Source organism: Streptomyces sp. NBC_01217 (assembly GCF_035994185.1).
Lineage (GTDB): Bacteria > Actinomycetota > Actinomycetes > Streptomycetales > Streptomycetaceae > Streptomyces.
Window position 1 is genome coordinate 5,933,310 of record NZ_CP108538.1, and the last position, 12,711, is coordinate 5,946,020.

The window sequence follows — 12,711 nt, forward strand, 5'->3', positions numbered from 1 at the left end:
CAATCCCGACTCGTCCGGACGGTATGGCTATTCTCCATCTGTCCGGTTGTGAGGACGCCCGTGGGGGGCGGGCCGCTCCGGACCCCAAGGATCGAGGAGGCGGCCGGGCAGATGGAGACGACCAGTCGGGTGGGCGCGGAAGACGCGTCGAGCACAGCCACCGCAGAGGGAGTGCCGGCGGCCCGGCGTATTGTCGACGGTTATCTGGCGGCCCCGTTTCCCTGGTACGGACTGGACGGGGCCTTCACCGGGCCTCGCTGGCTGATGCAGGTGGGCACCGCGGCGGACGGCACGGTGCAGCACGGTTCCATCGGGCACGGCGACGAGCCTTCGGTACGGGCCGACTCGGGTGCCGAGAAGCAACGGTTCGCCGTTGTCGTGACGGTGGCAAGCAGCCCGGTGCGGCGCAGCGGCGACGGCACGGGCGTGCTGGACGCGAACACGGTCTCCTCCGCGGCCTGGCTGGCCGGGTCGGGGCTGCTGGCCTGCACCTGGCCCCCGCAGATGGATCACACCCTGCGTGACGACTGGCTGGACCAGCAGACGGAGACGGCGTTCGAACTCGCCGACGATCTGGCCGGTCCCGCGTGGTCGGCGCTGTCACTGCCGGTGGACGGCGTCCCGGTGCCGTTCCACTACCGCGAGTCCGAGTTCGGCTGGGTGCTGGCGGGGTCGGCGCACGACGGGGTGCACATCGGGGCGTACGGGCGCGGGATGAGCGCCTACGGGCTGGGGTTCTCGGTGATCGACGACATCGCGACGTACGCGTAGCGGGAAAAAAATCCCGCCGGACGGGCCCGAGGTTCAGGCCCGTCCGGCGGTTGAGGAGACCTTGAGCAGGGCCCCGCCGCCTTCCGTGGTTCCTGCCGCCCGCTCAGAACTTGTTGCGCGGGGTGATGCCCAGCGACATGCCGGACAGGCCGCGCTGACGGCCCCCCAGCTTGTCCGCGATGGTGCGCAGCGCCTTGCCGGCCGGGGAGTCGGGGTCGGACAGGACGACCGGCTTGCCCTCGTCGCCACCCTCGCGCAGCCGTACGTCGATCGGGATGGAGCCGAGCACCGGCACCTCCGCGCCGACCGTCTTCGTCAGCCCCTCGGCGACCTTCTGGCCGCCGCCGGTACCGAACACGTCGACCATCTCGTCGCAGTGCGGACACGGCAGGCCCGACATGTTCTCGACGACGCCGACGATCTTCTGGTGGGTCTGCACGGCGATCGAACCGGCCCGCTCGGCGACCTCGGCCGCCGCCTGCTGCGGGGTCGTGACGACCAGGATCTCCGCGTTCGGCACGAGCTGCGCCACCGAGATCGCGATGTCACCGGTGCCCGGCGGCAGGTCGAGCAGCAGGACGTCCAGGTCGCCCCAGTACACATCGGCGAGGAACTGCTGGAGCGCGCGGTGCAGCATCGGCCCGCGCCACACCACCGGGGCGTTGCCCGGGGTGAACATGCCGATGGAGATCACCTTCACGCCGTGCGCCGACGGCGGCATGATCATGTTCTCGACCTGGGTCGGCTTGCCGTCCGCGCCGAGCATCCGCGGCACGCTGTGCCCGTAGATGTCCGCGTCCACGACACCGACCTTGAGGCCGTCGGCCGCCATCGCGGCCGCCAGGTTCACCGTGACCGAGGACTTGCCGACACCGCCCTTGCCGGACGCGACCGCGTAGACCCGGGTCAGCGAGCCGGGCTTGGCGAACGGCACCTCGCGCTCCGCCGTGCCGCCGCGCAGCGAGGACGTGAGTTCCTTGCGCTGTTCGTCGCTCATCACATCGAGCGTGACGTCGACCCGCGAGACGCCCTCGACACGGGCGACCGCGTCGGTAACGTTCTTGGTGATCGTCTCGCGCATCGGACAGCCTGAGACCGTGAGATAGACCGTGACAGCGACCACACCGTCAGCGTCGATCTCGACCGACTTCACCATGCCGAGTTCGGTGATCGGACGGTGGATCTCCGGGTCGTTCACTGTCGCCAGTGCCTCAAGCACCGCGTCTTCCGTAGCCATACCGACGATGTTACGGCGCCTGCCGCTACGCGCGAGTAGCCCCGTCAGCGGTCTTCGTCACTCTCGGCCGGAAACAGGGCGCGCCGGTCGTCCAGGTCCTTGACGAGGTCCTCCAGTTCGTCGCGGATCCAGTCGCGGGTGGCGACCTCGCCGAGCCCCATCCGCAGCGATGCGATCTCCCGCGTGAGGTACTCGGTGTCCGCGATGGAGCGCTCGTTCTGCTTGCGGTCCTGCTCGTGGGTGACCCGGTCGCGGTCGTCCTGCCGGTTCTGCGCGAGCAGGATCAGCGGGGCCGCGTACGAGGCCTGGAGCGACAGCATCAGCGTCAGGAAGATGAACGGGTACTGGTCGAACTGCCAGTCCGAGGGCGCGAAGATGTTCCACAGCACCCAGACGATGATGACCAGCGTCATCCAGACGATGAAGCGTCCGGTGCCCAGGAAACGGGCGATCCGCTCGGAGAACCGGCCGAACGCCTCGGGATCGTAGTCCGGCAGCAGCCGCCGTCGCGGGTCCTTCGGCTGGTCCAGCCGGTACCGGGGCGGGCGCGCGATGCCCGAGGCACCCGCGGGCGCCCCCTTCGCTCGGTCCTCACCGGCCACGGGCGACCTCCTCCTCACCGTGGAAGTCGGTCTCCCGCCAGTCCTCGGGCAGCAGGTGGTCGAGTACGTCGTCGACGGTCACCGCGCCGAGCAGCGATCCGCTCTCGTCCACGACCGGCACCGAGACGAGGTTGTACGCGGCCAGATAGCTCGTCACGGCCGGCAGCGGGGTCTGCGGCGTGAGAGGGACGAGATCGCTGTCGACGATCGAGCTGACCAGGGCGTACGGCGGATCCCGCAGCAGTCGCTGGAAGTGCACGGTGCCCAGGTACTTGCCGGTCGGTGTCTCGTCCGGCGAGCGGCACACGTAGACCTGGGCGGCGAGCGCCGGGGACAGGTCCGCCTGCCGGACCCGTGCGAGCGCGTCGGCGACCGTCGCGTCCGGCCGCAGAATGATCGGCTCGGTGGTCATCAGCCCGCCCGCGGTCCGCTCCTCGTACGACATCAGGCGCCGCACATCAGCCGCCTCGTCCGGCCGCATCAGGGTCAGCAGCCGCTCCTTGTCCTCCTCGGGGAGTTCGGACAGCAGGTCGGCCGCGTCGTCCGGGTCCATGGCCTCCAGGACATCGGCGGCGCGCTCCTCCTGGAGCTTGCCGATGATCTCCACCTGGTCGTCCTCGGGCAGCTCCTCCAGGACGTCGGCGAGCCGGTCGTCGTCGAGCGCGGCGGCGACCTCGGCCCGCCGCTTCGGCGACAGATGGTGCAGCGCGTTGGCCACATCGGTCGGGCGCAGCCGCTCGAAGGTGGCGACCAGGGACTCGGCGCCCTGCCCGCCCTCCTCCAGCGAGAACCCGCTGATCGCCGACCATTCGACCGTCAGGGTCTCGCCCTTGCGCCGCAGCGCCCCGCCCTTGCCCTTGCGTACGAAGTACTTGTCGATCTCCCAGTCGCGGCGGGCCGGGAGCTGCTGGATGGAGACGTCGAGGACGGTGACCTCCTCGCCGGTCTCCACGAGGCTGACCCGGCGGTCGAGGAACTCGCCGAGCACCAGGCGTTCGGTGGGCCGCTGTTCGAAGCGCCGCATGTTGAGCACACCGGTCGTGATGACCTGACCGGACTCGATCCCGGTCACCCGGGTCATCGGGAGGAAGATCCGGCGCCGGCTGAGCACCTCGACGACCAGTCCGAGCAGCCGGGGCGGCCGTCCGCCGACCCGCAGCATCGCGACCAGGTCGCGGACGCGGCCCACCTGATCGCCGTTGGGGTCGAAGACCGGGACGCCGGCGAGGTGCGAGACGAAGATCCGGGGGGCGCCTGCCGCCATGGTGCGCCTCCTTCTTCCGTGTACGACTTCTCTGTCCGGTCCGTTTGACAGCTAATTAACCGTTATGACGGGATCAGGCTAGCCCGTACCGCTCCGGGCCGCCCCGGTGGATCCGTCCGTACGGCTCTCTGCCGGAGGGTGTGTACGGCACGGGTACGCTGCCGTCTGCCACCCCCGCCATGCAGATGAGAGGCAGTGCGCCCGTGACCTCTTCCGCCCCGCCCGTCCGGGTCCGACGCCGCCGGACCGCCCTCGCCGTAGTGCTCTGTGCGGGGCTGACAGCCGCCCTCACGGCGTGCGCGGGCGAGGATCCGGACAAGGGGACCAACGGTGTCGGCAAACTCACCGCCACGCAGATCGAGAAGAAGGCGCAGTCCGCCGCGGACTCCGCCGACGCGGTGCGCCTCTCCGGGACGCTGGTCAGCAAGGGCGGAACGTACAGGCTCAATATGCAGCTCAGGGAGAAGGGCGGCGCCGGCTCCGTCGTCTCGAAGGACAGCACCTTCGAGCTGCTGCGGATCGGTGACGAGCTCTATCTGAAGGCGGATTCCGGGTTCTGGAGCCATGAGGAGAAGTCCGGCGCCGACAGCAAGGCGGGCGGCGCGGCCGCGGACAAGCTCCAGGACAAGTACGTGCGGGTGCCCGAAGACGATCCCACGTACAAGCAGCTGCGCGGCTTCACGGAGAAGAAGATCCTGCTCGACGGCCTGCTCACGCTGCACGGCACCCTCAACAAGGGCGACCGGGACTCGGTCGGACCGAGCCGTACGGTCCAGATCACCGGAGGCAAGGGCGAGGGCGGCACGCTGGACGTCTCGCTGGAGGGCACTCCGTACCCGCTGCGCTTCGCACGCGGCGGCGGCGGGGGGATCGTGACGCTGTCGGACTGGGGCAAGGACTTCCCGCTTCAGGCCCCGGCGAAGGAGGACACGGTCGACTACGGACAGCAGCTGCCCAAGACGACGTCCTGAGAGCGGGCCGCGCGGCGGCCCCGCCCCCGCTCAGCCCTTGCGTCCGCGCTTCAGCAGCCGGGGCAGTCCGGCCGGCACCGGCCGGCGTGTGGTCGCGGGCGTGGGCAGTGGCGCCGCGGCCAGCGAGCCGTCCGGCAGCTCCGTACAGAACTCGCCGGGGGCCAGCCGCAGCACCCGGCACTCGCGCGCCCACCGCTCCGTCATCCGCTCGGCGTCCGGTGCGTTCAGCCGCTTGCCCTTGAGCTCGGCGACCGCGGCCTCCCACTCCTCGGAGTGCGGGGCCGGCTCCGTCACGGCGGCCGTCCAGGCGATCAGCCGGCCGCCCTTGTCCTTGCTGCGTACAGTTACCTCGGCGGCGGACCCGTCGGTGAGACCGGCCGGGAGCGGCTGCTCGCCGGGGCCGTCCCCGACCAGATACACCGCACCCTCGTGCCATACGTGCCACAGCGCCCGTGCGGGACCGGTGCCCCGCACCCAGATGAGGCCGGACTTCTTGGTGGCCTCCTCGACGAGGGCGCGGCCCAGCGGCACATCGGCGGCAGCAGCAGTCATACCCCAACTCTATTAGAGCCAGCCGTTGCGCTTGAGTGTGCGGTGGATGGAGAAACAGACCACCCCGATGACGCCCAGCACCATCGGGTAGCCGTACTTCCAGCCCAGCTCGGGCATGTGCTCGAAGTTCATGCCGTAGACGCCGCAGATCATCGTCGGTACGGCGATGATGGCCGCCCAGGACGTGATCTTGCGCATGTCCTCGTTCTGCGCGACGGTCGCCTGCGCCAGATTGGCCTGAAGGATCGAGTTCAGCAGCTCGTCGAAGCCGATGACCTCCTCGTGCACCCGCGCCAGGTGGTCGGCGACGTCCCGGAAGTACTTCTGGATGTCGGGGTCGATCAGCCGCATCGGCCGCTCGCTGAGCAGCTGCATCGGCCGCAGCAGCGGCGACACGGCCCGCTTGAACTCCAGGACCTCACGCTTGAGCTGGTAGATCCGGCCCGCGTCCGAGCCGCGCGGGCTGCTCTTCGCGGGGGTGGAGAAGACCTCGATCTCCACCTCGTCGATGTCGTCCTGGACGGCGCCCGCCACCGCGATGTACCCGTCGACGACATGGTCGGCGATGGAGTGCAGGACCGCGGAGGGGCCCTTGGCGAGCAGTTCGGGGTCGTCCTGCAGCCGGTGCCGCAGCGCGCGCAGCGAGCCGTGCCCGCCGTGCCGGACGGTGATGACGAAGTCCCGGCCGGTGAAGCACATCACCTCGCCGGTCTCCACGACCTCGCTGGTCGCGGTCAGCTCGGCGTGCTCGACGTAGTGGATGGTCTTGAAGACGGTGAACAGGGTGTCGTCGTAACGCTCCAGCTTCGGCCGCTGGTGGGCGTGGACGGCGTCCTCGACGGCGAGCGGGTGGAGGCCGAACTCCCGGGCGATACCGGCGAATTCCGCCTCGGTCGGCTCGTGCAGACCGATCCAGGCGAAGCCGCCCTCCTCGCGGACTTCGAGCATCGCCTCGTGCGGCGTGCGGCAGCTGCTGCTCTCCACGCGCCGTCCGTCGCGGTAGACCGCGCAGTCGACGACCGCGCTGGAGGCGGACGGGTCGCGGGTGGCGTCGTAGATGTTGTGCAGGGCGTTGCTCTTGCGCAGGGACGGGCGCACGGCTGCGCGCAGGTCGCGGATCATCGACATGGCTGGCTCCTTCACGGAGGGCCGTCGTCGGGCACGTGGAACAGCCCGGAATGGGGACGTGGGCTCACGTCCGCAAAGCGGGCGGCACCGCAGCGGCGCGATGACGGCGTTCGCTACAGACAGGCAAAAAGGGGGTGCTCTTCCGTCGTGCGCAATGCCATGGGCCTTGACCGAGAAGGCTTCAGATCACCGAAGAGAGGTGAGGAGCGGAAGAGCGGTTGGTACTGCACGGTCGACTTCGATCCATTGCAGCCCCACCTCCTCCAGCCGGTCCCCCGTAGGGGATGACGTGTCGTCGGGGCTGAGAGCGACGCTTCTGCGTGCTGCCCCGACCAGCGGCCAAGACTATCAGCCGACTGAGGGCCAATCCCTTACTTTGCCCATTCCATACGCGTCCTATGCTCGCGGGATGGGAGAAATTCTTGCTCTGGTCGAGGCCCGGCTGCTGACAGCCCTCGGTGAACCGGACGCACGCGCCGCAGTGACGTTTCTCGGTACGGACCGCATCGAGGTGCTCCGCTTCGTCGACGGCGACGTGGTGCGCTACGCCACGCTCGGCATGTCCGCACAGCCGATGGCCGATCCGACGGCGGCCCTCGCGGACCCGGTGAAGGGTCCGCGCGCCGAGCTGGTGCTCTCGGTGCGCGCCGGACTCACCGGCACCGACAAGGTGCTGCGCCCGCTGGCCGTACTGGCCGCGACCCCGCAGGTCGAGGGGTTGGTCGTGGCGCCCGGCGCCTCGCTGGACGTCGGTGAACCGCTGTGGCCCGGGGCGCCGTTCAGCTCCGTACTGGTCGCCGAGTCGGGCGGTCTGGTCGAGGACCTCGAACTGGACGAGCCCATGGAGCCGGTGCGGTTCCTGCCTCTGCTGCCGATGACGCACAACGAGGCCGCGTGGAAGCGGATCCGGGGCGCGCAGGAGCTCCAGGAGCGGTGGCTCTCGCACGGTACGGATCTGCGTGATCCGCTGCGCGGCTCCGTGACGCTGGACTGACGGCACTGAGACATACGTAACGCCGGGCAGGCGTACGGGAAACCCCGCCGCGCGGCCAGGAGGAGGAGCCGCGGGCGGGGCGGAACGGGGGGTGTGGCGCGGTCAGTTGGCGAAGACCGTGACGCCGTCCTCGGTGGCGTGCTTCGGCTCCAGTTCCTGCGCCTCGTGGCTCAGCGCCGTACGCCGGACCCACACGACGAGCGCGCCGAACACGGCCGCGATCGCGGCGACCACGAACGGGATGTGGATGTTGCTCCACTCCTCGATCTTCGGCGCGAGGTACGGGGCTGCGGCCGCGGCGAACCAGCGGACGAAGTTGTAACCCGCGCTCGCCACCGGACGCGGCGCGTCGGAGACGCCGAGCGCCAGCTCCGTGTAGACGGTGTTGTTCATGCCGATGAAGGCGCCGGAGACGATCGTGCAGACGATGGCGGCGGTGTGGTTGCCGTATCCCAGGATCACGAGGTCGACGGCGAACAGCACCAGCGAGGCGCCCAGCACCTTGAGCGATCCGAAGCGCTTCTGCAGCCGCGGGGCGACGAGCACCGAGAAGACCGCGAGCAGCAGACCCCAGGCGAAGAAGACCGCGCCCGACTTGTACGGCGTCATGTTCAGCACGAACGGGGTGAACGCCAGGATCGTGAAGAACGCGTAGTTGTAGAAGAACGCTGAGGTGGCGACGGAGGCCAGACCGCCGTGGCCGAGCGCCCTGACCGGGTCGAGCAGCGAGGTCTTTTCGGCGGGCCTGGGCTGTTCCTTGAGGAACGCCGTGATGCAGACGAAGCCGATCGCCATCAGCGCGGCCGTGCCGAAGAACGGGTAGCGCCAGCTGGCGTCGCCGAGGAGGGCGCCGAGCAGCGGTCCGCAGGCCATGCCGAGGCCGAGCGCCGACTCGTAGAGCAGGATCGCCGCCGCGCTGCCGCCCGCCGCCGCGCCGACGATCACGGCGAGTGCGGTCGAGACGAAGAGAGCATTGCCCAGACCCCAGCCGGCCCGGAAGCCGACGAGTTCGGCGACGGACGAGGAGGTGCCGGAGAGCGCGGCGAAGACGACGACGAGTGCGAGGCCGGTCAGCAGCGTCTTGCGGCCGCCGATCCGGCTGGACACGAAGCCGGTGACGAGCATCGCCACGGCGGTGATCAGGAAGTACGAGGTGAAGAGCAGCGACACCTGGCTCGGCGTCGCCTCCAGGCCCTTGGCGATGGACGGCAGAATCGGGTCCACCAGGCCGATTCCCATGAATGCGACAACAGAGGCGCCCGCCGTGGCCCATACGGCCTTCGGCTGGCGCAGGATGCTGACCGCTCCCTGATCGAACGGATCCTCTCCCTGCATGGCTCTTCTCGCTCTCCACTAGGTCGTTGCGTCATGCACAGAATAAGTTAGAGGGACTAATGAATGCAACTTACATCTAATTCTGCCGGTGGGAGCCACGCTGCGGACGGGTGATCATCCTTGACGCGGCGACGGTCCTGGAGGACCGTTGGACGCTATGAGGGGCGAACCCAGTTGCCCGAAGTGCGGAGGCCGGGTCAGAGCGCCCGGCCTCTTTTCCGACACCTGGCGGTGCGAGGTGCACGGCAGCGTGCAGCCGCTGCAGCCGGTCGTCCCGCCCAGCGTCGAGGCGCTGGGCGTGGTGGTGCAGCGCGCCCAGGTCCCCGTGTGGATGCCCTGGCCGCTGCCGGTGGGCTGGCTGTTCACCGGAGTGGCGAGCGCGGGTGACGACCGCAGCGGCGGCCGCGCCACCGTCGTCGCCTGCTCCGGCCCCGGTCCCGTCGGCGGCATCGGCGAGCTGCTGCTGGTCACCGAGGAGCTCGGCGTCGGGCTCGGCGCACGCTACGCCGGGATCGACGGCCTCGACCCCGGCCCGTATCTGAACGTCGACGGCCCGCCGGACGTCAAGATGCTCGCCGCCGGACGCCCCACCCCGCTCTGGCACGTCAAGGGAGCCCCCGAGGACCGCGCGGTCTTCGCGGGCGAGGCGCGCGGCCTCTGGCTCTGGGCGATCGTCTGGCCCGAGCAGTCCGGGCTCCTGATGTACGACGAGCTGGTGCTCGCCGATCTGCGCGAGGCCGGGGGGGAGATGGAGCTCGTGCCGTGCGGGGCGCTCACCCCGCGCCTGCTCAGCTAGGGCCCCGGTGCCCGGCCGGGCACCGCTCGAATGCCGGTTATCCTTGGACGTCCCCCTGTCCGGCCCCGAGTACTGGAGTACGCGTCGTGCGCATCGACCTGCACACCCACTCCACCGCCTCGGACGGCACGGACAGCCCCGCGGAACTGATGCGGGCCGCCGCGGCCGCGGGCCTCGATGTCGTCGCCCTCACCGACCACGACACCGTCCGCGGTCACGCCGAGGCGATCGCCGCCCTGCCGCAGGGGCTCACCCTCGTCACCGGCGCCGAGCTCTCCTGCCGGATCGACGGCGTGAGCCTGCACATGCTGGCGTACCTCTTCGACCCCGACGAGCCCGAACTGGCACGCGAGCGCGAGCTGGTGCGGGACGACCGGGTGCCGCGCGCCCGGACCATGGTGGGCAAGCTCCAGGCGCTCGGCGTGCCGGTCGAGTGGGAGCAGGTCGCCAGGATCGCCGGGGACGGATCGGTCGGCAGGCCGCACATCGCCACCGCGCTCGTCGAGCTGGGCGTGGTCGAGACCGTCTCCGACGCCTTCACGCCCGAGTGGCTCGCGAACGGCGGACGCGCGTACGCCGAGAAGCACGAACTGGACCCCTTCGACGCCATCCGGCTGGTCAAGGCCGCCGGTGGCGTCACCGTCTTCGCCCACCCGCTCGCCGTCAAGCGCGGTGAGGTGGTCCCCGAGTCGTCGATCGCGCAGCTCGCGGCCGCCGGGCTCGACGGCATCGAGGTCGACCACATGGACCATGACGAGCCGACCAGGGCCCGGCTGCGCGGGCTCGCCAAGGAACTGGGGCTGCTCGCCACCGGGTCCAGCGACTACCACGGCAGCCGCAAGACCGTCCGGCTCGGCGAGTACACCACCGACCCCGAGATCTACGGCGAGATCACCCGGCGCGCCACGGGAGCCTTCCCGGTGCCGGGCGCCGGCGGATTCTGTCCGGCGTAACACCGTACGCGTCGTGGCCGGGGTGTGAAGCCCCGTGCGGAGCCGCCCCCGGCTGCCCACCCACCATCGCCCGTTCCTCCCTCCACGCCCCCGACCGCCGTCATGGCTTCGGGGTGCGCTCCTTCAGGCTGTTTCTCGCTCTCTCCTCGCAAGGCTCACTGTGTTCGACGTCGCTGTCTTCGGATCCCTTTTTCTCACGCTTTTTGTGATTATGGATCCGCCGGGGATCACCCCGATCTTCCTCGCCCTCACCGCGGGCCGCCCCGCCAGGATCCAGCGCAGGATGGCGCTCCAGGCGGTGACCGTCGCCTTCGGTGTGATCGCCGTCTTCGGCGTCCTCGGCCAGCAGATCCTCGACTATCTGCATGTCTCCGTACCCGCCCTGATGATCGCGGGCGGACTGCTCCTGCTGCTCATCGCGCTCGATCTGCTGACCGGCAAGACCGACGAGCCGACGCAGACCAAGGACGTCAACGTGGCGCTCGTACCGCTGGGCATGCCGCTGCTCGCCGGGCCCGGTGCGATCGTTTCGGTGATCCTGGCGGTGCAGCACGCCGACAGCGTGGGAAGCCAGATCTCGGTCTGGTCGGCGATCATCGCCATGCACATCGTGCTCTGGCTGACCATGCGCTACTCGCTGCTGATCATCCGGGTCATCAAGGACGGCGGTGTCGTGCTGGTGACCAGGCTTGCCGGAATGATGCTCTCCGCCATCGCCGTACAGCAGATCATCAACGGCGTCACCCAGGTCATCCAGAGCTCCTGACGGCGCCCGCGCACACCACAGCGCCCCCGTACGGACCTTCCGTACGGGGGCGCCTCGTCTTTGAAACTTCGTTGTGCGTTACGAAGCCGAGCTTTCGGCCGGGCGGATGTAGATGCGCTGGCCTATGGCTGCGGCCTGCTGCACGATCCGGTTGACGGAGGCGGCGTCCACGACGGTGCTGTCCACGGCGGTACCGTCGACATCGTCGAGTCGCATGATCTCGAAGCGCATAAGGCTTCCCTTCGTCTGATCCTCCTGCTGGAGAACTACTGGGAGGACGGGTGACCCGTCCGCAAGGATGTGGAGCACCGGACACCTGTGTCTCGTGCTCCATGGGGTTACAACGGCATGCTCTCTGCAAACATTCCCTACGCTAAGGAAATTTTTTGGATGTCTAAGTACCAGTGGACGACGGACCGCGCGCGGACATCGGGGTCCGTATGAACGAGGCAGAGGCCGCAGAGGTCCGCGAGCGCCTGGACCGCACCAACGCGCTGCTCCAGCGCGTGCTCGCCGAGGTGTCGAAGACACCCTCGACCCATGCGATCTTCGTGGACGCGGGCTATGTGTACGCCGCGGCCGGACTGCTGGTCACCGGCACCGAGGACCGCCGCTCCTTCGACCTCGACGCGGAAGGGCTGATCGAGGCCTTCATCGACAAGGCCCGCACGATCTTCGCGGACAGCAGACTGCTGCGCGTGTACTGGTACGACGGAGCCAGGCGACGCATCCACACCGTCGAGCAGCAGTCCATCGCCGAACTCCCCGACGTCAAGGTCAGACTCGGCAACCTCAACGCCAACAACCAGCAGAAGGGCGTCGATTCACTCATCCGCACCGACCTCGAATCGCTCGCCCGGCACCGCGCCATCAGCGACGCGGCACTCGTCGGCGGCGACGAGGACCTGGTGTCCGCGGTCGAGGCGGCGCAGGGGTACGGGGCCCGGGTCCACCTGTGGGGCATCGAGGCGGGCGAGGGGCGCAACCAGGCGGAACCGCTGCTCTGGGAGGTCGACAGCCAGCGCACCTTCGACCTGGACTTCTGCCGCCCATACGTCACCAGACGCCCCGTCACCACCTACGAGGACGACACCCCCGCACCCTCGCGCGAGGACGTCCGCTTCGTGGGCGCGCAGATCGCCGCGGCCTGGCTGGCCGCCCGGGGCCGCGAGTCCCTCGCCGATCTGCTGCCCGGACACCCCTACCTGCCGGGCTCCGTCGACCAGGACCTGCTGGTCGAGGCCGAACGGCTGCTGCAGCACTCGCTGCGCGGCCATGCCCACCTTCGGCGCGCGCTGCGCGACGGCTTCTGGCAGCACCTGCAGTCGCAGTACTGAGTCGC

Annotated in this window: 14 protein-coding genes; 7 read left to right on the top strand and 7 right to left on the bottom strand. The window is 69.6% G+C overall.

Features of this window, described 5'->3' with window-relative positions:
* Nucleotides 1-111: 111 nt before the first annotated feature.
* Nucleotides 112-771, top strand: a complete 660-nt coding sequence (locus tag OG507_RS26670) for a hypothetical protein (RefSeq protein WP_327369702.1) — start codon at nt 112-114, stop codon at nt 769-771.
* 103 nt (nt 772-874) lie between these two features.
* Here OG507_RS26670 and OG507_RS26675 read toward each other — a convergent pair whose 3' ends face one another.
* Genes OG507_RS26675 through OG507_RS26685 form a run of 3 tightly spaced genes read right to left on the bottom strand, consistent with a single transcriptional unit; the run spans nt 875 to nt 3,874 of the window.
* Nucleotides 875-2,008, bottom strand: a complete 1,134-nt coding sequence (locus tag OG507_RS26675; protein ID WP_327369703.1) for an Mrp/NBP35 family ATP-binding protein — start codon at nt 2,006-2,008, stop codon at nt 875-877.
* Between the two features lie 44 nt (nt 2,009-2,052).
* A complete protein-coding gene (locus tag OG507_RS26680; protein ID WP_327369704.1) occupies nt 2,053-2,610 on the bottom strand; it encodes a DUF1003 domain-containing protein in 558 nt (185 codons plus the stop codon).
* A complete protein-coding gene (locus tag OG507_RS26685) occupies nt 2,600-3,874 on the bottom strand; it encodes a magnesium transporter MgtE N-terminal domain-containing protein (RefSeq protein ID WP_327369705.1) in 1,275 nt (424 codons plus the stop codon). Before OG507_RS26685 ends, OG507_RS26680 begins: the two co-directional genes overlap by 11 nt.
* A 203-nt stretch (nt 3,875-4,077) precedes the next feature.
* On the opposite strand from OG507_RS26685, the gene OG507_RS26690 reads away from it, so the two are divergent.
* Nucleotides 4,078-4,845, top strand: a complete 768-nt coding sequence (locus tag OG507_RS26690; protein ID WP_327369706.1) for a hypothetical protein — start codon at nt 4,078-4,080, stop codon at nt 4,843-4,845.
* 30 nt (nt 4,846-4,875) lie between these two features.
* Here OG507_RS26690 and OG507_RS26695 read toward each other — a convergent pair whose 3' ends face one another.
* Nucleotides 4,876-5,397 carry a hypothetical protein gene (locus OG507_RS26695; protein ID WP_327369707.1) on the bottom strand — a complete coding sequence of 174 codons (522 nt, stop codon included), beginning with the start codon at nt 5,395-5,397 and terminating at the stop codon, nt 4,876-4,878.
* 12 nt (nt 5,398-5,409) lie between these two features.
* Nucleotides 5,410-6,525 (bottom strand): magnesium and cobalt transport protein CorA, encoded by a 1,116-nt coding sequence (locus OG507_RS26700; protein WP_327369708.1) that lies wholly within the window; start codon nt 6,523-6,525, stop codon nt 5,410-5,412.
* 409 nt (nt 6,526-6,934) lie between these two features.
* On the opposite strand from OG507_RS26700, the gene OG507_RS26705 reads away from it, so the two are divergent.
* Nucleotides 6,935-7,519 carry a suppressor of fused domain protein gene (locus OG507_RS26705; RefSeq protein WP_327369709.1) on the top strand — a complete coding sequence of 195 codons (585 nt, stop codon included), beginning with the start codon at nt 6,935-6,937 and terminating at the stop codon, nt 7,517-7,519.
* A 102-nt stretch (nt 7,520-7,621) separates the two neighbouring features.
* Here OG507_RS26705 and OG507_RS26710 read toward each other — a convergent pair whose 3' ends face one another.
* Complete coding sequence (locus tag OG507_RS26710; RefSeq protein ID WP_327369710.1) at nt 7,622-8,854, bottom strand: MFS transporter; 1,233 nt, start codon at nt 8,852-8,854, stop codon at nt 7,622-7,624.
* A 157-nt stretch (nt 8,855-9,011) separates the two neighbouring features.
* On the opposite strand from OG507_RS26710, the gene OG507_RS26715 reads away from it, so the two are divergent.
* From OG507_RS26715 to OG507_RS26725, 3 genes are all read left to right on the top strand, one after another.
* Entirely contained in the window at nt 9,012-9,650 is a 639-nt protein-coding gene (locus tag OG507_RS26715) for a DUF6758 family protein (protein WP_327369711.1), read from the top strand.
* An 86-nt stretch (nt 9,651-9,736) separates the two neighbouring features.
* Nucleotides 9,737-10,603 carry a PHP domain-containing protein gene (locus OG507_RS26720; protein WP_327369712.1) on the top strand — a complete coding sequence of 289 codons (867 nt, stop codon included), beginning with the start codon at nt 9,737-9,739 and terminating at the stop codon, nt 10,601-10,603.
* A gap of 160 nt (nt 10,604-10,763) precedes the next feature.
* Nucleotides 10,764-11,369, top strand: a complete 606-nt coding sequence (locus OG507_RS26725) for a MarC family protein (protein ID WP_327369713.1) — start codon at nt 10,764-10,766, stop codon at nt 11,367-11,369.
* Between the two features lie 78 nt (nt 11,370-11,447).
* Here the strand turns inward: OG507_RS26725 and OG507_RS26730 are convergent, their stop codons facing one another.
* Nucleotides 11,448-11,600, bottom strand: a complete 153-nt coding sequence (locus tag OG507_RS26730; protein ID WP_198676864.1) for a hypothetical protein — start codon at nt 11,598-11,600, stop codon at nt 11,448-11,450.
* Between the two features lie 209 nt (nt 11,601-11,809).
* Between OG507_RS26730 and OG507_RS26735 the strand changes: the two genes are divergently transcribed.
* A complete protein-coding gene (locus tag OG507_RS26735) occupies nt 11,810-12,706 on the top strand; it encodes an NYN domain-containing protein (protein ID WP_327369714.1) in 897 nt (298 codons plus the stop codon).
* The last annotated feature ends 5 nt before the right edge of the window (nt 12,707-12,711 follow it).